Annotated in this window: 28 protein-coding genes and 1 pseudogene; 26 read left to right on the forward strand and 3 right to left on the reverse strand. The window is 44.5% G+C overall.

What is annotated here, in order from left to right; genetic code table 11:
• The first annotated feature begins 8 nt into the window (after positions 1-8).
• From CVV77_RS12370 to CVV77_RS12425, 12 genes are all read left to right on the forward strand, one after another.
• Complete coding sequence (locus tag CVV77_RS12370) at positions 9-503, forward strand: RDD family protein (protein ID WP_100275530.1); 495 nt, start codon at positions 9-11, stop codon at positions 501-503.
• A gap of 74 nt (positions 504-577) precedes the next feature.
• Entirely contained in the window at positions 578-1258 is a 681-nt protein-coding gene (locus tag CVV77_RS12375; protein WP_019259179.1) for a DUF2953 domain-containing protein, read from the forward strand.
• Between the two features lie 13 nt (positions 1259-1271).
• Entirely contained in the window at positions 1272-1727 is a 456-nt protein-coding gene (ytfJ, locus tag CVV77_RS12380) for a GerW family sporulation protein (RefSeq protein WP_100275531.1), read from the forward strand.
• A gap of 108 nt (positions 1728-1835) precedes the next feature.
• Positions 1836-2339 (forward strand): thiol peroxidase, encoded by a 504-nt coding sequence (gene tpx, locus CVV77_RS12385; RefSeq protein WP_003223506.1) that lies wholly within the window; start codon positions 1836-1838, stop codon positions 2337-2339.
• Between the two features lie 60 nt (positions 2340-2399).
• Positions 2400-3386 (forward strand): class I SAM-dependent methyltransferase, encoded by a 987-nt coding sequence (locus CVV77_RS12390; RefSeq protein ID WP_100275532.1) that lies wholly within the window; start codon positions 2400-2402, stop codon positions 3384-3386.
• Between the two features lie 348 nt (positions 3387-3734).
• Entirely contained in the window at positions 3735-4922 is a 1188-nt protein-coding gene (locus CVV77_RS12395) for an acetate kinase (protein WP_029316879.1), read from the forward strand.
• Between the two features lie 85 nt (positions 4923-5007).
• The gene (locus CVV77_RS12400) at positions 5008-5520 is read left to right on the forward strand and encodes a MogA/MoaB family molybdenum cofactor biosynthesis protein (protein ID WP_019259174.1); all 513 of its coding nucleotides are present in this window, start codon (positions 5008-5010) and stop codon (positions 5518-5520) included.
• Positions 5521-5690: 170 nt separating this feature from the next.
• On the forward strand, positions 5691-6902 hold the full coding sequence (locus tag CVV77_RS12405) for an argininosuccinate synthase (RefSeq protein ID WP_003229357.1): 1212 nt from the start codon (positions 5691-5693) through the stop codon (positions 6900-6902).
• Positions 6899-8284, forward strand: coding sequence for an argininosuccinate lyase (argH, locus tag CVV77_RS12410; RefSeq protein ID WP_019259173.1), 1386 nt, complete (start codon positions 6899-6901; stop codon positions 8282-8284). The genes CVV77_RS12405 and argH overlap by 4 nt, the downstream gene beginning before the upstream one ends.
• A gap of 64 nt (positions 8285-8348) precedes the next feature.
• Positions 8349-8480, forward strand: coding sequence for a hypothetical protein (locus tag CVV77_RS22405; protein ID WP_003237840.1), 132 nt, complete (start codon positions 8349-8351; stop codon positions 8478-8480).
• Positions 8481-8605: 125 nt separating this feature from the next.
• Positions 8606-9373 carry an SDR family oxidoreductase gene (locus tag CVV77_RS12420; RefSeq protein ID WP_003237838.1) on the forward strand — a complete coding sequence of 256 codons (768 nt, stop codon included), beginning with the start codon at positions 8606-8608 and terminating at the stop codon, positions 9371-9373.
• 61 nt (positions 9374-9434) lie between these two features.
• Entirely contained in the window at positions 9435-10118 is a 684-nt protein-coding gene (locus CVV77_RS12425) for a metal-dependent hydrolase (protein ID WP_003237834.1), read from the forward strand.
• A gap of 67 nt (positions 10119-10185) precedes the next feature.
• On the opposite strand, the gene CVV77_RS12430 is transcribed toward CVV77_RS12425, so the two are convergent.
• On the reverse strand, positions 10186-11124 hold the full coding sequence (locus CVV77_RS12430) for a LysR family transcriptional regulator (RefSeq protein WP_100275533.1): 939 nt from the start codon (positions 11122-11124) through the stop codon (positions 10186-10188).
• Positions 11125-11276: 152 nt separating this feature from the next.
• Between CVV77_RS12430 and snaA the strand changes: the two genes are divergently transcribed.
• The 13 genes and pseudogenes from snaA (at position 11277) to CVV77_RS12495 (ending at position 22770) form a co-directional block, all read left to right on the forward strand.
• Positions 11277-11813: an N-acetyltransferase SnaA gene (gene snaA / locus CVV77_RS12435; protein WP_100275534.1), complete on the forward strand. Its 537-nt coding sequence runs from the start codon at positions 11277-11279 to the stop codon at positions 11811-11813.
• A gap of 13 nt (positions 11814-11826) precedes the next feature.
• A complete protein-coding gene (gene tcyJ / locus CVV77_RS12440; RefSeq protein WP_100275535.1) occupies positions 11827-12636 on the forward strand; it encodes a sulfur-containing amino acid ABC transporter substrate-binding protein TcyJ in 810 nt (269 codons plus the stop codon).
• 13 nt (positions 12637-12649) lie between these two features.
• Positions 12650-13462 (forward strand): amino acid ABC transporter substrate-binding protein, encoded by an 813-nt coding sequence (locus tag CVV77_RS12445; protein WP_029316878.1) that lies wholly within the window; start codon positions 12650-12652, stop codon positions 13460-13462.
• 21 nt (positions 13463-13483) lie between these two features.
• Positions 13484-14203 carry a sulfur-containing amino acid ABC transporter permease TcyL gene (gene tcyL / locus CVV77_RS12450; RefSeq protein ID WP_003237826.1) on the forward strand — a complete coding sequence of 240 codons (720 nt, stop codon included), beginning with the start codon at positions 13484-13486 and terminating at the stop codon, positions 14201-14203.
• A 29-nt stretch (positions 14204-14232) separates the two neighbouring features.
• Entirely contained in the window at positions 14233-14940 is a 708-nt protein-coding gene (locus CVV77_RS12455) for an amino acid ABC transporter permease (protein WP_100275536.1), read from the forward strand.
• Entirely contained in the window at positions 14937-15716 is a 780-nt protein-coding gene (gene tcyN, locus CVV77_RS12460) for a sulfur-containing amino-acid ABC transporter ATP-binding protein TcyN (RefSeq protein WP_100275537.1), read from the forward strand. Before CVV77_RS12455 ends, tcyN begins: the two co-directional genes overlap by 4 nt.
• A complete protein-coding gene (locus CVV77_RS12465) occupies positions 15713-16717 on the forward strand; it encodes an LLM class flavin-dependent oxidoreductase (RefSeq protein WP_100275538.1) in 1005 nt (334 codons plus the stop codon). Before tcyN ends, CVV77_RS12465 begins: the two co-directional genes overlap by 4 nt.
• Before the next feature lie 13 nt (positions 16718-16730).
• The gene (locus CVV77_RS12470) at positions 16731-17012 is read left to right on the forward strand and encodes a glutaredoxin family protein (RefSeq protein ID WP_100275539.1); all 282 of its coding nucleotides are present in this window, start codon (positions 16731-16733) and stop codon (positions 17010-17012) included.
• Entirely contained in the window at positions 17009-18334 is a 1326-nt protein-coding gene (locus CVV77_RS12475) for an LLM class flavin-dependent oxidoreductase (RefSeq protein WP_100275540.1), read from the forward strand. Before CVV77_RS12470 ends, CVV77_RS12475 begins: the two co-directional genes overlap by 4 nt.
• 46 nt (positions 18335-18380) lie before the next feature.
• On the forward strand, positions 18381-19073 hold the full coding sequence (ribR, locus tag CVV77_RS12480) for an RNA-binding riboflavin kinase RibR (protein ID WP_100275541.1): 693 nt from the start codon (positions 18381-18383) through the stop codon (positions 19071-19073).
• 17 nt (positions 19074-19090) lie between these two features.
• Positions 19091-20354 (forward strand): annotated as a pseudogene (locus CVV77_RS12485) (M20 peptidase aminoacylase family protein).
• Between the two features lie 18 nt (positions 20355-20372).
• Positions 20373-21275: a sulfite exporter TauE/SafE family protein gene (locus CVV77_RS12490; protein WP_100275542.1), complete on the forward strand. Its 903-nt coding sequence runs from the start codon at positions 20373-20375 to the stop codon at positions 21273-21275.
• A 175-nt stretch (positions 21276-21450) separates the two neighbouring features.
• Entirely contained in the window at positions 21451-22770 is a 1320-nt protein-coding gene (locus CVV77_RS12495) for a CBS domain-containing protein (protein ID WP_003237809.1), read from the forward strand.
• 18 nt (positions 22771-22788) lie between these two features.
• Here the strand turns inward: CVV77_RS12495 and CVV77_RS12500 are convergent, their stop codons facing one another.
• Positions 22789-23091 carry a YtpI family protein gene (locus tag CVV77_RS12500; protein ID WP_003237807.1) on the reverse strand — a complete coding sequence of 101 codons (303 nt, stop codon included), beginning with the start codon at positions 23089-23091 and terminating at the stop codon, positions 22789-22791.
• A gap of 130 nt (positions 23092-23221) precedes the next feature.
• On the opposite strand from CVV77_RS12500, the gene nrnA reads away from it, so the two are divergent.
• Positions 23222-24163, forward strand: coding sequence for a bifunctional oligoribonuclease/PAP phosphatase NrnA (nrnA, locus tag CVV77_RS12505; RefSeq protein ID WP_003237803.1), 942 nt, complete (start codon positions 23222-23224; stop codon positions 24161-24163).
• 17 nt (positions 24164-24180) lie between these two features.
• On the opposite strand, the gene CVV77_RS12510 is transcribed toward nrnA, so the two are convergent.
• A complete protein-coding gene (locus CVV77_RS12510; RefSeq protein WP_003223533.1) occupies positions 24181-24372 on the reverse strand; it encodes a YtzJ family protein in 192 nt (63 codons plus the stop codon).
• Positions 24373-24411 lie beyond the last annotated feature (39 nt).

The following is a 24411-nucleotide window of genomic DNA, read 5'->3' on the forward strand; positions in this document are numbered from 1 at the left end:
GATCAATAATGGACGCGACATATGAAGAGTTAGAGCGCAATGACATGAAAGGCCCGCAAGAAGAGGAGCAGCTGACACATGCCTATGCGGGGTTTTGGGTTCGTTTCTGGGCTTTCCTGCTTGATTGGCTCGTTGTATGGGGATTAAATCATTTACTTGTTTCTCCCCTCTTTACCGTATTGGATCTGCCGAAAACATCCGGCATGTTTACCTTCTCGGCCTACAGTGTGACAACGCTTGTTGTGTATCTTGCCTATTTTGCGCTGATGACAAAATGCTTCAGGCAGACGCTTGGTAAAATGGTGTTTGGCCTCAAAGTGGTTTCTGTGAAGGCGGATCGTAAGCTGACATGGAGCACAGTGATTTTCCGTGAAGTGGTCGGACGGTATATCGATAAGATTTGGATTTTATATATCGTTGTTGCTTTTTCACCCACAAAGCAGGGAATTCATGATTACATTGCAGATACGACTGTGGTGCATGAAAAACTATACCGCAAATAACTGATAAACCCGGACCTCGTCCGGGTTTATTTTTTTCTGAATTGGCGATAATGCTCCTAGAGGAAGTGAAGAGTATGGTATATGTGCTGACAGCCATTCTTATTCTAATAGGTATCGTGCTGCTACTCAGAATGAAAATTTATGTCGCTGCAGAGTATCTTCACGCTGATGATAACGACAAAATAACTTTGAAGATCACAGCGCTGTTTGGCCTGATCCGGGTTAAAAAAACAATTCCGGCGATTAAGGTGAACAAAAATGATGGAACAGTCGATCTCAAACAGAAATCAACATCTAAAGTGAAAAAAAGCAGCAGCAAGAAAAAGATTACGTTTGATGATGTGCAGCAAACTATCAAAAAAATTGAAATGCTTGTACATCAAGTTACTAATTTAAGGAAAACCGGCGCCTCTATTCTGGCGCATTTGCATATCACAAAACTCGAATGGGTTACAGTTGTCGGAATTCAGGACGCAGCAGTGACAGGTGTGTTAACAGGTGCTGTATGGGGTGTGAAAGGCGGTATCGCTGCCATGCTGTACGACCATCTGGACTTTGTGAATAAACCCGTCTATGAAGTGATTCCGTCGTTCCAGGTCCCTGTCTCCAAGACCCATTTTCAGTGTATATTCTTTTTTCGCTTTGGACATGCTATGCTTGCAGCTTTCAAATTCGTCAAATACGGACGGGAGCTATCCGCATTAAAAAAGAATCCGTCGTCTCGAATGACTTCAAAGAAAGATTCATCAGTTTAAGGAGGAAGCGTAAATGGCAGACCATCCCATCCAAGGTTTAATGAAAACCGCAATGGAAAACTTGAAGGAAATGATTGATGTTAACACCATCATCGGAGATCCGGTTGAAACGCCGGATGGAAGCGTGATTTTAACTGTTTCTAAAGTTGGATTCGGATTCGCCGCAGGCGGAAGCGAGTTTGGCCAAAAGCCGGCAGAAAAGAAATCAGAAGTCGATGAGACAAGAGAACAAAAACTTCCTTTCGGAGGTGGAAGCGGGGGCGGTGTGTCCATTACGCCGATCGCGTTTTTAATTGTCGGATCGACCGGCATCAGAATGCTTCATTTAGATGAAAATACCCATTTGATTGAGAAAATTTTAGACGCTGCCCCTCAAACTCTTGAACGCATCCAGCAAATGTTCAAGAAAAATAACAAGAACCAAAGCCAGGGCCAAAATCAAAACCAAATGAACAATATGAATTATTAAAGAAGGTTAACTGCGCCGGCCGCAGTTAACTTTTTTTTGGCATAAACTTTGCAGTTTGCAGGAAACTTTACTATGATAGAGACATACATACAAAAGGGAGGAATTATAATGGCTGAAATTACATTTAAAGGCGGTCCGGTTACACTTGTCGGACAAGAAGTGAAAGTAGGAGATCAAGCCCCTGATTTCACAGTGCTGACTAACAGCCTTGAAGAAAAATCGTTAGCTGATATGAAAGGAAAGGTAACGATTATTTCTGTTATCCCTTCAATTGATACAGGTGTTTGTGATGCACAAACACGCCGTTTTAACGAAGAAGCTGCAAAGCTTGGAGATGTCAACGTCTATACAATCAGTGCAGACCTTCCATTTGCACAAGCGCGCTGGTGCGGTGCTAACGGAATTGACAAAGTGGAAACGCTGTCTGACCATAGAGATATGTCATTCGGCGAAGCGTTCGGTGTGTATATTAAAGAACTTCGTCTGCTTGCGCGTTCCGTATTTGTCCTTGATGAGAACGGAAAAGTCGTTTACGCTGAATATGTAAGCGAAGCAACAAACCACCCGAACTATGAAAAGCCAATTGAGGCTGCCAAAGCATTAGTGAAGTAAGCAGGGAAAAAAGCTCCTGGCTGCCGCCGGAGCTTTTTTTATGGCAAGGAGGAACACAAGATGCAAAAAGACCATGTAGGCACGGTGTACGAGCTATTAGACGAAGCCGTGATCATCATAAAGAATGAATTGCAAATTTCATATATAGAGGCATTGGCTGAAGCGGGAGAAATGTATTTTCTTGAAAAAGCGGATCAGCTGAAACTGCCGGATAAGAAAGCCGAACAGATTCAGGCGCTGCTTGAAAAAGCGGAATTCGGCACATATGAGCACGAGTGGGTGCGCAAAGCTTTTCAGCTTGCCGTCCTGAAAGGGCTGAAAGATATTTCCCATCCGAACAGACAAATGACGCCGGACACGATCGGGCTTTTCATCAGTTATTTGGTGAATAAGTTTATGGCGGACAAAAAGGAACTGACGGTTCTAGATCCGGCTGTGGGAACGGGAAATCTTCTGTTCACCGTGCTGAACCAGCTATCTGAAAAAACGGCGAATAGCTATGGCATTGAAATTGATGACGTGCTGCTGAAGATCGCGTATGCCCAAGCGAACCTTCTGAAAAAAGAGCTTGAGCTTTTCCATCAGGACAGCCTTGAGCCGCTATTTATCGATCCTGTTGACACGGTCATATGCGATCTGCCGGTCGGCTATTATCCGAATGACGAAGGAGCAGAAGCGTTTGAGCTCAAAGCGGACGAAGGCCATTCCTTCGCGCATCATCTGTTTATTGAACAGAGCGTCAAGCATACCAAACCGGGCGGCTACTTATTTTTTATGATCCCGAATCAGTTGTTTGAGAGCTCCCAAAGCGACAAGCTGAAACAGTTTTTCAAAGATAAGGTTCATATTAACGCGCTGTTGCAGCTGCCAAAATCCATTTTTAAAGACGAGGCTCATGCCAAAAGCATTCTTGTGCTTCAGAAAAAAGGAGAGGAGACGAAAGCGCCGAGTCAAATTCTGCTTGCGAATCTTCCGTCTTTCTCTAATCAGAAGCCGATGCTTGATATAATGGCTCAAATGGATACGTGGTTTAAAAAAGAAAAATAGATGGTAAATAGCAGCTTAAGCAGCCGTCATATGATGGATGCTTAGGCTGTTTTTATTATGGCTACTTGACGATCGGGCTGACGAATTGAATCCGTCTTTGAAACACAAAATACAGAAGGAAAAACCGTAAAATGTAAGCGTTCGCCAATACGAAATTTATAGGTGATGTGTCTGAAAATAACGACTTCTTTTTGTAAGCGTTATCAATACACAAGTTGACTTGAAATGCTGACATGACAATGTTTAAATGGAAAAGTCAGATATTTTTCGGAGAAGATGATGAGATTCACCGGGAAAAAAGTACGAAAAAACGAAGTTGTTGATACAGAGTATAAAGGAGCGTCAATCATGTCCAAAATTATTGCAATTAACGCAGGAAGCTCGTCTTTGAAATTTCAGCTTTTCGAAATGCCTTCAGAAACCGTTTTAACGAAGGGTTTAGTTGAACGAATTGGTATCGCCGACAGCGTATTCACGATTTCTGTAAACGGCGAAAAAAATACAGAAGTAACTGATATTCCAGATCATGCGGTAGCTGTTAAAATGCTGCTGAATAAGTTAACGGAATTCGGCATTATTAAAGATTTGAATGAAATTGACGGAATTGGCCACCGCGTCGTGCACGGCGGAGAAAAATTCAGCGATTCTGTTTTATTGACTGATGAAACCATTAAGGAAATTGAAGATATTTCTGATTTGGCACCGCTTCACAACCCGGCAAATATCGTTGGAATTAAAGCGTTCAAAGAAGTGCTTCCAAATGTTCCTGCGGTAGCTGTTTTTGATACGGCATTCCACCAAACAATGCCTGAACAGTCTTACCTGTACAGCCTGCCGTATGAATACTATGAAAAATTCGGCATCCGTAAATACGGCTTCCACGGCACTTCACATAAATATGTGACTGAGCGCGCGGCAGAGCTTCTCGGCCGTCCGTTAAAAGATTTACGCCTGATTTCCTGCCACCTTGGAAACGGAGCAAGTATTGCTGCTGTTGAAGGCGGAAAATCAATTGATACATCTATGGGCTTTACGCCGCTTGCAGGTGTTGCAATGGGTACACGCTCTGGAAACATCGACCCTGCCCTGATCCCATACATCATGGAGAAAACAGGCCAGACAGCTGACGAAGTATTGAATACATTAAACAAAAAAAGCGGACTGCTCGGCATCTCCGGTTTCTCAAGCGATCTTCGTGACATCGTTGAAGCAACGAAAGAAGGAAATGAGCGCGCGGAAACTGCTCTTGAAGTCTTCGCAAGCAGAATCCACAAATACATCGGTTCTTACGCTGCAAGAATGAGCGGTGTTGATGCGATCATCTTTACTGCCGGTATTGGTGAAAACAGTGTGGAAGTCAGAGAACGCGTGCTTCGCGGCTTAGAATTCATGGGCGTGTACTGGGATCCTGCGCTTAATAACGTGCGCGGCGAGGAAGCTTTCATCAGCTATCCGCATTCTCCAGTAAAAGTCATGATCATTCCGACTGATGAAGAAGTCATGATTGCGCGCGACGTTGTCCGTTTAGCAAAATAAATCGCATGAAAGCACATTCTCTTGAATGTGCTTTTTTGTTGATGCATGATAGTGACAGACAGAAAAAAATAAAAGAGGTGGGCCAATGAGCGTTCAAGAGCATAAACAGGAAGCTCCCGATATCGTTCGGTGCAAAGTGATTACAGTCAGTGACACGAGGACAGAAGAAACGGATAAAAGCGGCAAGCTGATGATGTCGTTTTTAGAAGAAGCCGGTCACCACATTGCTGCATATGAAATTGTAAAAGACGATAAGGATGCTTTGCAGCGGGCTGTGCTTGCGGGCTGCATGGATGAACAGACAGACGCGGTTCTCTTAAACGGAGGGACAGGCATAGCAAATCGGGACGTCACAATTGAAGCCATTACGCCGCTGTTTTCGAAAGAGCTGCCCGGCTTTGGAGAAATATTCAGGATGCTGAGTTATACAGAGGATATCGGCTCTGCCGCAATCATGTCGAGAGCCACTGCTGGCGTCATCCAGCATACAGCCGTTTTCTCAACGCCAGGCTCAAGCGGCGCGGTAAAGCTGGCAATGAATAAGCTGATTATTCCCGAACTTACACATGTAATTAGAGAAATCAGAAAAGACAAGTAAATGAATAAATACTACGAAACTTCACCTGGAAATTTAGGTGAAGTTTTTTTTATAAAAGGCTTGAAAAAACGAAACGTACTTGTTAAAGTGTATACATACAAAATGTATTTTTATTAAATATAATTTATTTTTATACAAAAAAGAAACACGGTTGAGAGGGGATTTTTATCATGTCAGAACAGAAAAAAGTCGTATTAGCATACTCAGGAGGTCTTGATACTTCCGTTGCAATAAAATGGCTTCAGGAGCAAGGATATAATGTAATCGCATGCTGCCTGGACGTCGGTGAAGGCAAAGATTTGGCATTTGTTCAGCAGAAAGCGCTGGAAGTCGGCGCGACAAACTCCTACGTGATCGATGCGAAAGAAGAATTCGCACAGGACTACGCGCTTATCTCTCTGCAGGCCCACACGATGTATGAAGGAAAATATCCGCTCGTTTCGGCATTATCTCGACCGCTGATTGCGAAAAAACTGGTTGAAATCGCGGAAAAAGAAGATGCACAGGCGATTGCACACGGATGCACAGGGAAAGGAAATGACCAGGTTCGTTTCGAAGTCTCCATTAAATCATTAAACCCTGACCTTGAAGTCATCGCGCCGGTTCGCGAATGGCAGTGGTCACGTGAAGAAGAAATTGAATATGCGGCAAGCCGCGGCATTCCGATTCCGATCAATCTTGACAGCCCGTATTCTATCGACCAAAACCTGTGGGGACGCGCAAATGAGTGCGGCATTTTAGAAGATCCATGGGCGGCGCCGCCAGAAGGCGCATACGATTTAACAGCTCCGCTGGAAAAAACGCCGGACACGCCGGAAGTGATTGAAATTGCATTTGAACAAGGTGTGCCTGTCTCCATTGACGGCGTATCCTACTCGCTTTCTGAACTGATTTTGAAGCTGAATGAAATGGCAGGCGCACACGGTGTCGGACGTATCGACCATGTGGAAAACCGCCTTGTCGGCATTAAATCCCGGGAAGTATACGAATGCCCTGGTGCGATGACACTAATCAAAGCGCATAAAGAATTAGAAGATTTGACACTGGTTAAAGAGGTGGCTCACTTTAAACCGATCATCGAGCAAAAAATGTCAGAAATCATTTACAACGGCTTATGGTTCTCACCGTTAAAAGACGCGCTGCACGCTTTCTTAAAAGAAACGCAAAAACATGTTACAGGCATTGTCCGCGTGAAGCTGTTTAAAGGTCATGCGATTGTAGAGGGACGTAAATCAGAATACTCTCTATATGATGAAAAACTTGCAACGTATACAAAAGACGATGCGTTTGATCACCATGCGGCAATCGGGTTTATCGAGCTTTGGGGACTTCCGACAAAAGTGAACAGCATCGTGAAAAAGAAGGAGCAGATTAAAGCATGAAGAAGCTTTGGGGAGGCCGATTTCAAAAAACACCGGAAAAATGGGTCGACGAGTTCGGCGCGTCCATATCATTTGACCAAAATTTAGTCACTGAAGACATTACAGGGTCTCTCGCACATGCTGCTATGCTGAAAAAATGCGGTATCCTGACAGCGGAAGAAGAGCTGAAAATCCGTGAGGGACTGAAAACCCTTCTGAAAAAAGCAGAGGAGGGAGCATTGGAATTCTCAGTCGATTATGAGGATATACATTTGAACATTGAGAAAATGCTTATTGATGAAATCGGCCCTCTCGGCGGCAAGCTGCATACCGGAAGAAGCCGGAATGACCAGGTCGCTACTGACATGCATTTATATTTGAAAAATCATGTCGGCCACATCATTGAACTGATTGAGGCATTCCAAAGCGCGCTGGTCGAAAAGGCGGAAGTGAATATCGAAACGATTCTGCCGGGCTACACACATCTGCAGCGTGCCCAGCCGATTTCATTCGCTCACCATCTGCTTGCGTATTTCTGGATGCTGGAGCGCGACAAGGAGCGTTTTCAGGATTCAATGAAGCGGATTAACAAATCTCCGCTCGGCTGCGGAGCACTCGCGGGAACAACCTTCCCAATCGACCGTGATTATTCAGCAGAACTGCTCGGTTTTGATTCCATTTATGAAAACAGCCTGGACGGCGTCAGCGACAGAGATTTCATTTTGGAGTTTTTAAGCAACAGCAGTATGCTGATGATGCACCTATCCCGTTTCTCTGAAGAAATCATTCTATGGTGCTCTCAGGAGTTTAAATTCATCGAGCTTGACGATACGTACGCAACGGGAAGCAGCATGATGCCGCAAAAGAAAAACCCTGATATGGCAGAGCTGATCCGCGGCAAAACGGGACGCGTATACGGCGATATGATGGGGCTGTTTACAATCATGAAAGGCCTTCCGCTCGCTTACAACAAAGACCTGCAGGAAGACAAAGAGGGCATGTTTGACACGGTGAAAACGGTTGAGGGCAGCCTGCAAATCTTCACAGGCATGATCCAAACAATGACTGTAAACAAAGACGTCATGAAGCAAGCGACAAAACAAGACTTTTCAAATGCGACGGAATTGGCCGATTATTTAGCGAAAAAAGGAATGCCGTTCAGAGAAGCGCATGAAGTGGTCGGAAAACTTGTGTACACATGCATTGAAAAAGGGATCTATTTAAGCGATATGCCGTTTGGTGATTTTCAGCAGGCGAGCACGCTCTTCGAAGAAGATATTTACACTGTGTTAGACCCTTACCACGCAGTTGAAAAAAGAATGAGCGCCGGAGGCACCGGATTCAAACAGGTGGAGCAGGCGCTTGAAAAAGCGAAAGCTTGCGTGGCAGCAGGAGTTTGCTAAAATTTCCTTCATAAAATCCCGTCATTATAGCCAACCTACCTCTATAATGATGGGAGGCAGAAGGATGAAAAAAGAACCGGAACGCTATATTTATGATGAACAAGAAAGCCAGGAGACAACAAGGCTCATTTCAGAAGCATATCAAAGCGGTTATGTCGATATGCCTGATCAGGAGTCTTCATCTTCTGCAGAATAAGCTGTCTGTACAGGCAGCTTTTTTTGTATGTCAAAGTGTAAAAAGTGATATTGATGGGCTTTTATAGTAAAGTAGAAGAAGAAACACTTTATGAAAGCGGCGACGTTGCTTTGGGAGGTATTCATGTGCGACATGCTTTAATTACTGCCGGTTCGAAGGGTTTAGGCCGCAAAGTGACTGAGACGTTGCTTGCAAAGGGGTATTCAGTAACAGTCAATTACAGGCAGGATGAGGAGGCTGTGAGCCGCCTGAAGGAAGCCTGTCCTGATTGTCTTGACCGGCTGCAATTTGTAAAAGGAGATGTCACCAAAAAAGAAGATCTGCTGCGTATTGCAGAGACTGCTTTAAACCGCTTCGGAAGGATCGACTTTTTGATTAACAACGCGGGACCATACATATTTGAACGTAAAAAATTAGCCGATTATACTGATGATGAATGGTACGGTATGCTGGAAGGAAATTTAAGCGCCGTCTTTCATTTATTCAAAGCGGTTATTCCTATTATGAGAAAACAGCAATTCGGCCGCATCATCACGTACGGATTTCAAGGAGCGGCGCACGCACCCGGCTGGCTTCACCGATCGGCATTTGGCGCTGCGAAAGTGGGTTTGGCTTCTTTGACGAAGACCATTGCCATTGAAGAAGCCGAATTCGGCATAACCGCCAACATGGTTTGCCCGGGGGACATTGTCGGGGACATGAAGGAAGCGTCAATAGAGGAAGCCAGAAAGCGGATCGGCAAAGAAAAAACGCCGATAGGGAGATCCGGTACAGGCGAGGATATCGCCCGGATTATCGCCTTCTTGTGTGAAGAGAATTCAGACCTTGTGACAGGGACTGTCATTGAAGCCACCGGTGGCCTCAATGTCATTAATAAGAATCAAACAACATAAGTTTTTCAGCTTTTTGAAAAGGGAAATTAAAAAATTAAAATAACGTGACGAGGTGAAAGAAATGAAAGTGACATATCACGGACATTCTGTAATCACAGTGGAAACGAAGGACCATCATATTATATTTGATCCGTTTTTGACAGGGAATTCGTTAACGGATGTAAAGCCGGAGGATGTAAAAGCAGACGTCATCTTATTGACGCACGGCCACAATGATCATGTCGGCGACACTGAGCAAATCGCCAAGCAAAACAACGCGCTTGTTGTAGCTCCGAACGAGCTCGCCGTGTACCTAGGCTGGAAAGGCTTGAATGTTCATCCAATGCACATTGGCGGCTCCCGCCAGTTCGATTTTGGAAAAGTGAAGCTCACACAGGCCTTTCACGGATCAGCCATCACAGATGAGGAAAACAAGACGATTACTTATACAGGCATGCCAGCTGGTATTTTACTGACAGTAGAAGATAAAACGATTTTCCACGCGGGCGATACGGCTCTTTTCTCTGATATGAAGCTGATTGGCGAATTGAATCATATTGACCTTGCCTTCCTGCCGATTGGCGATAACTTTACGATGGGGCCTGAAGACGCCAAGCTTGCCGCTGAATGGCTGCGGGCAAAACAGGTCGTGCCGGTTCATTACAATACATTCCCGGTTATCGAACAAGACCCTGAGGCATTCGCTGACAGCCTGCCGGGCGGAGTCGGTAAAGTCATGGCGGTCGGTGAGACGATCGAGCTTTAAATGGTGATAACATCTCCTGATTGTTCAGGAGATGTTTTTTATTTTTTGAGAATCAGGTGGCAGCTTGTTATCCTGTAATGGCTTTATCAGAGTTTCTTTCCAGTCCTTCTTCCAATTCTTTGCTGCGCTGATGAAAATGCTTGGTCAGCCGAGCGATCAAGTCCTTCGTGGCGCAGTCAAAATGATTTTCTTTTCGATTTGTTAACAGTCCTATAGGCGGTGCAATATCCATATTCAGAATGGGGATGACTTTAGTGCCGTTAAGCGTTTTAGAATGTGCGGTGCTGGTGAAGATTGAAATCCCAATGTTTTCCCGCACGTAATATTTATGCGCCATGCTGCTTGTGAGCTCCATTTTTCTGTAACGATTGCCGAGTTCTTTATGTAAGTGTTGTTCAATTTGTATGCGAATAGGGCAATTGGCAGGCGTAAATATAAAGCACTCTCCTTCTAAATCAGATAAATGAACAGCCTTCTTCTCAGCGAGCGGATGGCGATCAGATACAAGCACATTTAATGTGTCATAAAAAAATGGGTGATAGTAGTTTTCGAGAATCAATTCCGGCTCGCCGCAGACTGCAAAATCAATCGTCCCGTCTAAGAGCTTTTGACTGCAGGTATTGGCGTCATCAACGTTGATATTAACCGTTATCTTTGGGTAATCCTTTAAGAAATCCTTTAAAATGTCAGGGAATATCAGACTGGCAGTCGGCTCTGAAACTCCTATGTTGATGATGCCTGCCTCTTCTTCCTTTAAGTCGGAGAGGTTGTGTTTAAGCGCCTCGTATTGCGTCAAAAGATCTCCTGTTCGTTCATAAAAAAGTTTCCCCGCTTTTGTCAGCTGCAGGTTTTTTCCTCTTTCAAACAACTGTACGCCTAAATCCTGCTCTAATTGCTTCATACGCATCGATATCGTCGGCTGCGAGTAGTTTAATATTTCCGCCGCTTTATAGAAGCTTCCGAATTTTACAATCGTATGAAACGTTTTAATTGAGCGAAACTCCAATGTGCTCCCCCCTGTTTTTCATCATCAAAATTACTGAAGTGAAGGTTTACTTTTTTTGATTAGTCAAAGATAAAAGTATGCTTTATAGTATAAACAATAAAAGCTTAGTAAACAAATAGGAATTGTATATTTTATGAGGGGGAGTGCCAGAAATGAGTAAGGATATTTTTCGATTGGCAACTGTTGAAGATGCACCGGAGTTGTTGAAATTGGTTAACAGCGCTTTTCAGCCAATTCGGCAGCTTGATATTGATTGGCCTTCCACGAGAGCTGACATCCATATGGTGTCAGAGAATATCGAAAATAATTCAGCGGTCGTGCTGGAGCGGGATGGGAGGCTAATTTCAACAATTACCATCAGGTTTCCATGGGAGAGTGAGACCCCTCCTTCAAAATATCCGTTTGTTTGGTGGTTTGCGACGCTTCCGGAATATAAAGGGCAGGGCGCCGGGAGCGAGCTGCTGACGTACGTAGAAGAAAAAGTGCTTCGAGATATGCTGAAGGCACCTGCGCTGACGCTAGGCACTTCGGCGCGCAAGCATCCTTGGCTTGCCGACATGTACAGAAGGAGAGGGTATGAAGTGTACTTTGAGCAGGAAAAAGACGGGGACATAGGTGTGATGATGCATAAGGTTCTGATTCCGGAACGATTTAACCCGGCGCTTTTAGGTGCGCCAAGCTGGGCATAATGTGAGGTAGCCTATGAATAAGCGTATGGGAATGGTTTTGCTGCTGTCGGTGGTTGCGTTACTTGGCGGGTGTGGCTCGGAAACAAATAATAAAACAGATCGTCAGGTTCAAACGGTCATAGTCGGTACTGGAACAGATTTTCCGAATATTGCGTTTTTAAATGAAAAAGGCGATTTGACCGGGTATGACATTGAAGTGATGAAAGCCATCGATAAGGAATTACCGCAATATACATTTGAATTTAAAACGATGGATTTCTCAAATCTGCTGACGAGCCTCGGAAATAAAAAAATTGATGTGATCGAGCACAACATGGCCAAAAATAAAGAACGAGAAAAGCGTTTTTTATATCATAAAGTGCCGTATAACTACTCGCCGATGTACATCACGGTGAGAGAGGATCATAACAAGATTCATACATTAAAAGACTTACACGGAAAAACAGTCATTGTCGGTGCCACGTCAAATGCGGCCGATTATATTACGAAGTACAACAAAACGCACGGCAGCCCGATTCATTTGAAATACGCAGGACAGGGAAGCAATGACACCGCCAATCAAATTGAAACCGGGCGCGCCGACGCAACGATATCAACACCGTTTGCCGTTGATTTTCAGAATAAAACGCACGCCTTCCGCCAAAAGACAGTCGGTGACGTGTTATTAGATACCGAGGTGTACTTTATGTTCAATAAAGGCAGCCAAACCTTGGCGGATGCCACGGATCAAGCGATTAAAAAGCTGGAGAAAAACGGAACGTTAAAAAAACTAAGCCGGAAATGGCTCGGTGCAGATTATTCAAAATCAAGTTTTGAAAAATAAATGGGGCGATGAGATGAGAACAAAAGCAGCATTTATAACAATATTATTTTCACTTATTACGGTTCTGTCGGCTTGCGGCGCAGACAATCAAACGACGGGAGCTGAACAAAAGAAGATAAAGACAATCACGGTCGGAACAGGAACTCAATTTCCGAATATTTGCTTTATCGATGAAAAAGGCGATTTAACCGGTTATGATGTCGAACTGATCAAAGAGCTTGATAAACGCCTGCCGAATTATAAATTCACATTTAAAACGATGGAATTTTCCAACCTGCTTGTCAGCCTCGGACAGCATAAAGTCGATATCGTGGCACACCAAATGGAGAAAAGCAAAGAGCGTGAGAAAAAATTTCTGTTTAACAAGGTAGCCTACAATCATTTTCCTTTAAAAATTACCGTGCTGCAAGATAACAATACGATTCAAGGGATTGAAGATTTAAAAGGAAAACGGGTAATTACGAGCGCAACCTCCAACGGAGCGCTTGTACTGAAGGAATGGAATGAGGAAAATGGACGCCCATTTAAGATTGCCTATGAGGGGCAAGGAGCGAATGAGACCGCGAATCAGCTGAAATCAGGGCGTGCGGACGCGACCATTTCAACGCCTTTTGCAGTAGATTTTCAAAACAAAACGAGTGCTATTAAAGAAAAAACCGTCGGTGATGTGCTTTCGAATGCCAAAGTGTATTTTATGTTTAACAAAAATGAACAAACGTTAAGTGACGATATTGATAAAGCCTTACAGGAAATCATTGATGACGGAACGCTGAAAAAACTCAGTTTGAAATGGCTTGGAGACGATTATTCCAAGGAGCAGTATTAAGTAAAAAGAGAGGGAGCAGTGATGGAAAAAGCGTTTGATATCAATATGATTGCAGATTTTGTGCCGACGTTAACCGGTTATTTGCCGGTTACATTATACATTTTAACACTGTCATTGCTTTTCGGATTTGTATTGGGGCTCTTTCTGGCGCTGCCCCGCATTTACAACATTCCTATTGTAAATCAATTGGCAAAAGTGTATATCTCGTTTTTCAGGGGAACGCCCATTATGGTGCAGCTTTTCATCGTGTTTTATGGAATCCCGGCTCTGACGGGGCTTATCGGGATTGATACATCAAAAATGGACCCGTTTTATGCTGCTGTCGCAACTTATGCGTTAAGCAATGCAGCGGCAGCCGCTGAAATCATTCGAGCGGGCGTGGGGAGTGTAGATAAAGGCCAAACGGAAGCGGCGTACAGCATTGGCCTGAGCGGAAGGCAGGCCTTCAGGCGCATCGTTCTGCCCCAGGCACTTGTGCAGGCTTTTCCGAATATGGGAAACATGGTGATCAGTTCTTTAAAAGATACGTCTCTTGCTTTTTCAATAGGTGTCATGGATATGTCCGGAAGAGGCCAAACCCTGATCACCTCAAGCAATCATTCTCTTGAAGTTTACATTGCGCTATCGATTGTTTATTATGCCGTTGCGGTTTTATTCGAATGGTTCTTTAGATTGGCCGAAAACCGAATCAAGAAGAATCAAACAAGGCTTGTTACCGTTTTTGACATGAACATCCATTGACATATTTCTTGGGATGAGGAGGGAGAAGATTGCAATTTGACTTTCCATTTATCGCTTCCGCCATGAAAGAAATGATAAAGACCATTCCGCTAACATTGATAATGGCTGTTTTGCCGATCGTGTTTGGATTTCTCGTGGCTCTTGGAAATATAATTATTAGAATTTTCAGGATTAAAGGTTTGATGGCTTGCTCAAGGTTTTATGTGTCATTTTTTCGAAGTACACCTGCAATCCTTCACATTATGCTGATTTATTTAGGGATACCGCCGATTGCAGATCAAGTCAGCAGTTTTTTTCATCTTGGCTGGTCCGCCAATCAGATACCGGTCGCCGTGTTTGTCATCATGGCTTTGTCTTTAACTGCCGGAGCTTATCTGACAGAAATCATCCGGTCGGGCATTCTGGCGATGGATACCGGACAGGTCGAAGCAGCTTATTCAATCGGCCTGACACATAGCCAAACCTTTCGCCGTGTGATATTGCCGCAGGCGCTGATGGTTTCAATCCCGAATTTCACAAATTTGGGCATCGGCTTTTTGCATACAACCTCTATCGCGGCTATAGTGGCTGTTCCTGAGATAACAGGGACGGCGACTATCGTTGCTTCTGATAATTATGCATTTTTAGAAGCTTTTATCGGAGCGGCGATTATCTATTGGGCGCTGACTCTAATCTTGGAAACCGCAAATGGATTATTAGAGAGAAAGGCAGCCAGATTTCAAGGAGGCGCATTATGATTGAGATTAAAAATATCCATAAACAGTTTGGCATTCACCATGTATTAAAAGGGATAAATCTCACTGTACGCAAGGGAGAAGTTGTAACCATTATAGGTCCTAGCGGTTCAGGGAAAACCACCTTTTTACGCTGCCTGAATTTATTAGAACGGCCGGACGAAGGGGTCATTTCTTTACACGACAAAGTGATTAATTGCAGCTATCCGTCCAAAAAAGACATTCACTGGCTGAGAAAACAGACGGCAATGGTATTTCAGCAATATCATCTGTTTGCTCACAAAACGGTGATTGAAAATGTCATGGAGGGCTTGACGATCGCACGGAAAATGAGAAAACAAGACGCGTATGCCATAGCTGAAAATGAACTGAGAAAGGTCGGTCTTCAAGACAAATTGAACGCTTATCCGAGTCAATTATCGGGTGGACAAAAACAGAGGGTTGGAATAGCGAGGGCACTTGCCATTCATCCGGATGTGCTGCTGTTCGATGAGCCGACGGCTGCGCTTGACCCGGAGCTGGTCGGTGAAGTCCTTGAAGTGATGCTGGATATCGTGAAAACCGGAGCCACCATGATTGTTGTTACACATGAAATGGAGTTTGCAAGAAGGGTCTCTGATCAAGTTGTTTTTATGGATAATGGAGCCATTGTTGAACAAGGAACTCCGGAAGAAGTCTTCCGCCATACCAAAAAAGAAAGAACGAGACAGTTTCTCCGCCGCGTTTCGCCGGAATATTTATTTGAACCAAATGAACACATAAAGGAGCCGGTGATATGATCCGCTTAAGTATTTTAGATCAAAGCTTGATTGGTGAAGGGGAGACAGCAGCCGATACATTACAGCACACGGTGAACTTGGCACAGATGGCTGAAGAGTGTGGGTATCATCGTTTTTGGGTGGCTGAACATCACAACAATGATGAAATCGCAGGCTCTGCGCCTGAGGTTCTTTTAGGCTATCTTGCCGCAAGCACAAAGAAAATTCGGTTAGCATCAGGCGGGGTGATGTTGCAGCATTACAGCCCTTACAAAGTGGCGGAGCAGTTCCATCTTCTGTCGGCGTTAGCTCCCGGCCGTATAGATCTCGGAGTGGGCAAAGCGCCCGGCGGGTTTCAGCTGTCCACAGACGCGCTGCAGGATGAATATGAAAAACCGGCGCGCCAGTTTGATGAAAAGCTGGAGGAGCTTACTCATTTCATTCGGGATGATTTTCCTGATAGCCACCGCTATGCGGCATTGCGTCCTGCTCCGCGGGTTGAACAGAAGCCGGGAATTTATCTGCTGGGAGGAAGCGCAGAGAGTGCCATTTCAGCTGCAAAACTGGGAATCTCTTTCGTCTTTGCTTACTTTATTAACGGTGAAGAGGAAGTGCTGAAAGAAGCGCGCCGAGCCTTTGACGCACATCTGCCGCCTGGCTCTGAGGCCGAATTTCATCTTGCTCCCGCTGTTTTTGCGGCACATACAAAAGAAGAAGCTGAAAAACATATTGTGTCGCGTGAATCGATAAAAGTGGTTTTACAAGACGGGCGGAGGGTCAACGTCGGCACCCGTGAACAGGCTGAAGCCTATCTAGAAAACGTCAGCCAGCCGTATGAGATCCTCGTGCAAAAAACCGGGGTGATTGCCGGAACGAAGGAAGAAGCGGCAGAAGAATTAAAACGTTTATCAGACACATACCAAATCAATGATTTTGTTATTTTTACACCGATCAAAAATGCTGGCGAAAAACAGCTTTCTTATCAGCTGCTGAGCGATGCGGTTTTAGCTGCAAAACGTTAAGGGGGACGGAAGCATGAGTGATGTTGTGAACATTGTGGTTTGGAGTAAAAAAGGCTGTTCATATTGCGGGGAAGTCAAGAATTATTTGAATGAAAAAGGATTATCGTTCCAAAATATCGATGTTTCGGAGAAAGAAGAGCTGCGGGATATTTTACAGGCGAAATATGGAATACGTCATGTGCCTGTGGTCGAAATCGGTAAAGGCAATCAGTATCAAGGGGTTACTGAAATCGGCCTTGAACACCTTGAGCTTGCACTTGCCAATTATGCACAGATAAGGGAGGCAAGAAGATGACACGATCAGATTTTATTCAGTTCGGAGCCATGATTCACGGTGTCGGGGGAACAACCGACGGCTGGCGTCATCCCGATATCGATCCCTCGGCGAGTACGAATATTGAATTCTACAGGCAAAAGGCGCAAACAGCCGAAAAAGGCTTGTTCAGTTTTATTTTCATTGCAGATGGCTTATTTATTTCTGAAAAATCAATTCCCCATTTTTTAAACCGATTTGAGCCTATCACCATATTATCGGCGCTTGCATCGGTCACGAAAAATATTGGTTTAGTAGGAACGTTCTCTACATCTTTTACTGAGCCATTCACCATCTCCAGACAATTGATGTCGCTGGACCATATCAGCGGGGGCAGGGCCGGATGGAATCTGGTTACTTCTCCGCAGGAAGGAGCGGCACGCAACCATAGTAAGACCAGCCTGCCAGAACACACCGAGCGTTACGAGATTGCACAGGAGCATTTGGAAGTTGTGCGCGGGCTGTGGAGTTCCTGGGAGCATGATGCATTTACACACAATAAAAAAACAGGGCAATTTTTTGATCCCGCGAAGCTTCATCGCCTGAATCACAAAGGAAAGTATTTTCAAGTAGAGGGGCCCTTGAATATCGGGCGTTCTAAACAGGGGGAGCCAGTAGTGTTTCAAGCGGGTTCATCAGAAACAGGACGGCAGTTTGCCGCCAAAAATGCAGATGCGATTTTTACCCATTCCAATTCATTAGAAGAGACAAAAGCGTTTTATGCGGATGTGAAAAGGCGCGCTGCTGCAGAAGGGCGTGATCCTTCCAGTGTGCGGATTTTTCCGGGGATCAGTCCGATTGTGGCAGATACGGAAGAAGAGGCAGAAAAGAAGTATCGTGAATTTGTTGAGTTGATTCCGATTGAAAATGCTGTTACCTATTTGGCCCGTTTTTTTGATGATTATGATCTGAGTGTTTACCCGCTGGATGAACCGTTCCCCGATATTGGCGATGTCGGAAAGAATGCGTTTCAAAGCACAACGGACCGGATTAAGAGAGAAGCAAAAGCCAGAAATCTGACATTGCGGGAGGTAGCACAGGAAATGGCTTTTCCGCGGCCTCTATTCATCGGCACACCAAAGCATGTCGCATCCTTAATTGAGACTTGGTTCAACGCTGAGGCGGCTGATGGATTTATCATCGGGTCGGATATACCGGGAACACTTGATGCTTTTGTAGAAAGAGTGATTCCGATTCTTCAAGAAAGAGGGCTTTATCGTCAAGATTATCGCGGCGGGACATTGCGGGAAAATCTCGGTCTCGGCATTCCCCTGCATCAGTCCGTGTTACATTCATCAAATTAGGTGCCGTTTGATCAGAAGCGGAAGCTGAGAGGGGAGGATGACTTTTTTGGCAATCATTGCGGGTACGGTTGTGAAAGGAAAACAATTAGGCAGAAAGCTGGGATTCCCCACGGCAAATGTAGATGCGAAAATGAATGGGCTGCATGATGGGGTTTATGGGGTTCTGGCGGCAATCAATCATCAATTTCATTTAGGGGTTATGAATATCGGTGTGAAACCGACGGTCGGCTCTCACCTTAAAAAGACTTTGGAGATTTTTTTGTTTGACTTTCATAAAGACATCTATGGAGAAAAGGTCGAATGCAGCATTCTCTTTAAAATTAGAGAAGAAAGAAGGTTTGATTCTTTGGAGTCTTTAAAAAAGCAAATCAAAAAAGATATTTCATGCGCGGCAAAACGCTTTGAACTGATTGGGATTACAACACAAAACAAAAAAGAAAACCTGCTTTCCCATCAGGAATTGAATCTTCCGGATCTCTGCTTTTACAAGAAATGTAACAATCTATATGGCATCAACCGAGGCGTTTACAATGTCATAGACAATTGGTTTTTTGAGTACGGAATTACACAAGTTGCTTACAGGCGTATTTATATTTTATCTTTTTTAAGCTATTTGAAAGAAGGCGATCAAAAAGTTTCCAGTAAGTATATAAAATTTGGGGCGGGCGGTCTTGCTGATAAGTTGAGCCGCTTTGTTGCAGCTTATATTGAAGAAACTGAAGAAAATATATTGGGATAGGGAAAGGAGCGGGAAACATGTCTTTGGATTATTGGAGAAATATAGAAGGCGCATATCCATTTCAGGTGGAAAATGAAAATGACATGCTCAAGTTGAAAGAGGGGCATAATCCCGTGAATCTCTCAACGCTGGAAAAACAGCTCATCGGCATTCGCCGGCACCTGCACCAATATCCTGAACTGTCGAAAGAAGAGTTTAAAACAACTGATTTTATAAAAAAATGCCTTGCAGAAAAGGGGATACAGATTCGTCCAACTTCACTGAAAACAGGTGTATTCGCAGACATAGCAGGGGAATCAGAAGGCCCATCAATTGCTTTGAGGGCTGATATTGACGCCTTGCCAATCGAAGAAAAAACAGGATTGCCTTATGCGTCTAAACATAAAGGAATCATGCATGCGTGCGGTCATGATTTTCATACGGCAGCGCTTCTTGGTGCGGCCTTTTTATTAAAGGAAAATCAAGACAGCCTAAAAGGAAAGATTCGTTTATTATTTCAGCCGGCAGAGGAATCAGGCGCCGGCGCTGCAAAAGTGATAGAGGACGGCCAGTTGGATGGTATTGATGCAGTGATTGGCCTTCACAATAAACCGGATATACCAGTGGGGACGATAGGGCTAAAAACAGGACCGCTTATGGCTGCTGTTGACCGATTTAAAGTAGAGATACAAGGAAAAGGCGCTCATGCAGCATTGCCGCATAATGGTTTTGATCCCATTGTCGGCGCCTCTCAGCTTATCGTCGCCCTGCAAACGATTGTAAGCAGAAATCTAAACCCGCTAAAAAGCGCGATTGTCACCGTGGGGAAAATCAACGGCGGCAGTACATGGAATGTCATCCCGGATACTGTTGCAATCGAGGGCACTGTTCGTACATTTGATCCGGAGGTTCGTAATCAAGTGAAGCAGCGTTTTTTGGCTGTCGCAGAGCAGATTTCTTCTGCTTTCTCGTTAAAGGCAAATGTGAAGTGGCAATCCGGACCGCCGCCGCTTTGTAATGATGAGGCAATAACTGAGCTGGTGCGAGGCGCTGCACATAAAGCAAGACTTCAGGTCATTGATCCCGACCCGTCAACTGCCGGAGAAGATTTCGCTTACTATCTGGAGCATATTCCTGGATCATTTGCGTTTTTTGGAACAGGCGGCGATCATGATTGGCATCACCCGGCATTTACAATTGATGAAACTGCCATTATAAAAGCCTCTTATTTTTTATGTGAAAGCGCTAAGAGATTGTTAGATTCATCCATGCAGGAATGAAGAGTCAAAAATATCTGATTGATATAGATGGGGTGTTCTGATGAAGAAATTAATCGTTTTTGCATTTATAGGCTTGTTATCGCAATTAATAGACGGTTCGTTAGGTATGGCTTATGGGGTTACCTCAACTTCCTTGCTATTGGCTTTCAGCATCACACCTGCTGTGGCTTCGGCCTCTGTCCATTTAGCGGAAGTCGTAACGACTGCCGCATCGGGAGTGTCGCATATTAAATTTGGCAATGTTGACAAACAAACCGTTTATCAGCTTGTCATTCCTGGTTCAATAGGCGCTTTTTTAGGCGCGGCATTGCTCAGCCGTTTACCTGGAGATGCGGCGAAACCCTATATTTCTTTGTTTTTGCTCCTGCTGGGCGGATATGTATTGATCAGATTTTTATTTCAATACAAGCCTGCTCTTGAGAAAAAACACGTGCCGTTAAGCCGAAAACAATCCATCCCATTAGGAGTGATCGCCGGTTTTGCAGATGCCACAGGCGGGGGCGGCTGGGGCCCCGTCACCACTCCGATTTTATTATCCCGCAAAGGCTTAAGCCCGAGGAAAGTCGTAGGGACTGTAGATACAAGTGAATTTGCTATCGCAGTATCTGCAACTGCCGGTTTTCTTATTTCATTAGGATGGGAGGATGTCAATTGGTTATGGGTCGGCTCGTTAATGGCGGGCGGAATCATCGCTGCTCCTATCGCAGCATGGCTGGTGCAAAAATTTCATCCGCAATTGATGGGTGTGCTTGTAGGAGGATTTATTATTCTAGTAAACGCCAGAACATTGATAAATGAATGGATCGAAAACACAGCTGTTTATCCATTGATCTATACGGTGATAGGAGCAATATGGCTGTTTGCTGTTTTATTCGCTTTATCTAAAATAGGGAATCGAAATATGGTTAAGACAGCGGTTGATGTCCATTTAAAAGAAAAATAAAGACTTTTCCGCTTTATAAAGTAAAAGGGATCACGAGGTCCTTGCGCTTGACTGGAACAAAATCAACGCTGTAAGAAGCCGGGCAGGCTTCTTTTTTTATTTTCCAGCCTCATTGCGTACAAATCCTCCGAGCCCTTATAATAAAAGCAGAAGACTGTCCTTAGAGGTGAAAGGCTTGGCAACGAAGCATGAACAAATATTAACGTATATTGATTCACTGCCTGTCGGTGAAAAAATTTCTGTGCGAAGAATTGCAAAGGAAATGAAAGTAAGTGAAGGGACCGCGTACAGAGCGATCAAGGAAGCAGAGAATAAAGGGTTTGTCAGCACGATTGAACGTGTGGGCACAATCAGGATTGAGCAAAAGAAAAAAGAGAATATTGAAAAGCTTACCTATGCAGAGGTTGTAAATGTCATAGACGGACAAGTGCTCGGAGGCCGGGCCGGACTCCATAAGACATTGAATAAATTCGTCATCGGCGCGATGGAGCTGGACGCGATGATGCGTTACACCGCAGCGGGGAATCTTTTGATTGTCGGAAACAGAATCAACGCACACAGACAGGCGCTTGAGGCGGGCGCGGCAGTATTGGTGACCGGGGGCTTCAACACGGATGACAGCATTGTGCAGCTGGCAGATGAGCTTGAGCTGCCGATTTTATCCACGAGCTATGACACGTTTACAGTCGCCGCAATGATTAACAGGGCGATTTATGACCAGCTGATCAAAAAAGAAATTGTCCTGGTGGAGGACATCCTAACGCCTGCTGACCGTACGGTATATCTTTCGCCTAAGGATAAACTTGAAAAGTGGTATGAGAAAAATTTTGAAACGGGACACGGCCGGTTCCCGGTTGTCGACGATCAGATGAAAATCCACGGCATCCTGACATCAAAAGATATTGCCGGCCATGATCGAAACGCACCCATTGAAAAGGTCATGACCAAAAATCCCGTTACGGTTATTGGGAAAACATCTGTCGCCTCAGCGGCGCAAACGATGGTATGGGAAGGGATCGAAGTGCTTCCCGTCACTGACGGCCACCAAAAACTGATCGGCATGATCAGCCGCCAAGACGTGTTAAAAGCCCTTCAAATGATTCAAAAGCAGCCCCAGGTCGGGGAGAAGCTTGATGATATCGTTTCAAGGGGATTTAAAGATGAGGATAATGATAAAGAGGATCAAACGGTTTACGAGTATGAAGTCACGCCGCAGATGACAAATCAGCTCGGAACCATTTCTTATGGTGTGTTTACAACCATTTTGACGCAAGCGGCAAACCGGTTTTTGCGCTCGAAAAAACGCGGCGAACTTGTAATAGAAAGCATCACCATTTTCTTTTTGAAGCCTGTGCAGATGGAATCGGTTATCGAAGTCAAACCGCGCATTTTGGAGGCCGGCAGAAAGTTCGGAAAAATGGAAGTTGAAGTGCACAGCCAAGGCCATATCGTGTCGAAAGCGATGCTGATGGTTCAGCTGATGGAAAGAAGCTAAGGGACGTTCAGGCGCCCCTTACGCGTGATCTCTTTCAGCTTCTTTGGCGTGAAGGGGATAGTAATGCCTGTAGGCTTTATAACCTGCCCAAGCGCTTCCTGCTCCTATGACGATAAAGATACCGCCGATTACTAACGTTAATACTGAATGGAATAATATCATTTGGTTAAGCCCGTAGAACAGGACCAGTGACCCTAAGGCCATGCTTGATTTTGCTGAACAGATTTCTTTTTCCAAAGATTGCTTTGACCGTACGCCTTTTACTTTATAGAACACATAAAAGCAGGCTGAAAGCCCAATCAAAAAAACAAGAACCAGCATAAATGAAATCCTCCATCGTAAAAGTTTACAAACCCATTCTATACAAAAACGGGCTTGGTTTTGACGTTATTTTTCTTTTCCGTCGGCAGAGAATGTGATTTAATGAATAAAAACAATAAAGGAGTATCAAATGAAAACAGAACTGATCAGAACCATATCATTATATGACACGATTATCTTACATAGACATGTGCGTCCTGATCCGGATGCCTACGGATCACAGTGCGGACTTACGGAAATCCTGCGGGAAACGTACCCTGAAAAAAATATTTTTGCAGTCGGCACGCCTGAGCCGTCCCTCTCTTTCTTATATTCCCTTGATGAGGTGGACAATGAAACATATGAAGGCGCACTTGTCATTGTCTGCGATACGGCAAATCAGGAAAGAATCGATGATCAGCGTTATCCTTCAGGCGCCAAACTGATGAAAATCGACCATCATCCGAACGAAGATCCATACGGTGACCTTCTCTGGGTCGATACAAGCGCAAGCTCAGTAAGTGAAATGATTTACGAGCTGTATTTAGAAGGAAAAGAGCACGGCTGGAAGCTGAATACGAAAGCGGCAGAGCTGATCTATGCCGGCATTGTCGGAGATACCGGCCGCTTTTTATTTCCGAATACCACGGAAAAAACATTAAAATATGCAGGCGAGCTCATTCAGTATCCATTCTCTTCCTCAGAGTTGTTTAATCAATTGTATGAAACAAAACTGAATGTGGTGAAGCTTAACGGCTTTATCTTTCAAAATGTGTCATTGTCCGAAAACGGCGCCGCTTCTGTTTTCATCAAAAAGGATACGCTTGAAAAGTTCGGCACAACGGCTTCTGAAGCGTCGCAGCTTGTCGGTACGCTTGGAAATATCTCAGGTATTCGCGCTTGGGTGTTTTTCGTAGAAGAAGATGATCAAATCAGAGTCAGATTCCGTTCTAAGGGCCCTGTCATTAACGGACTTGCCCGGAAATATAACGGCGGAGGGCATCCGTTTGCTTCAGGCGCCTCTATTTACAGCTGGGATGAAGCTGATCGGATTTTGGCTGATCTGGAAACATTATGTAAAGAACACAAGTAGAGGGGAGACCCTCTCTCTTAGTGTTCATCTGTGACGGGGATGAACCAGCAGCCGAAATCAGTAAGGTCCTCGTAGACTTGGAGATTGTGAGATTGAAGTTCTTTTTTGATGAGGGAAGCGAGTGAGTGTGTTTCGGCATATGCAGAAAAACCTTGTCTGAGCCGGGCTGCTTGATCTTTTGCTAACTGACGGTCACTGTAAACCTCCATTTCCCTTCCTCCTTCCTTTCGCCATTAAGCCTCTCACAT

Source organism: Bacillus sp. SN1 (assembly GCF_002796895.1).
GTDB classification, from domain to species: Bacteria; Bacillota; Bacilli; order Bacillales; family Bacillaceae; genus Bacillus; species Bacillus inaquosorum.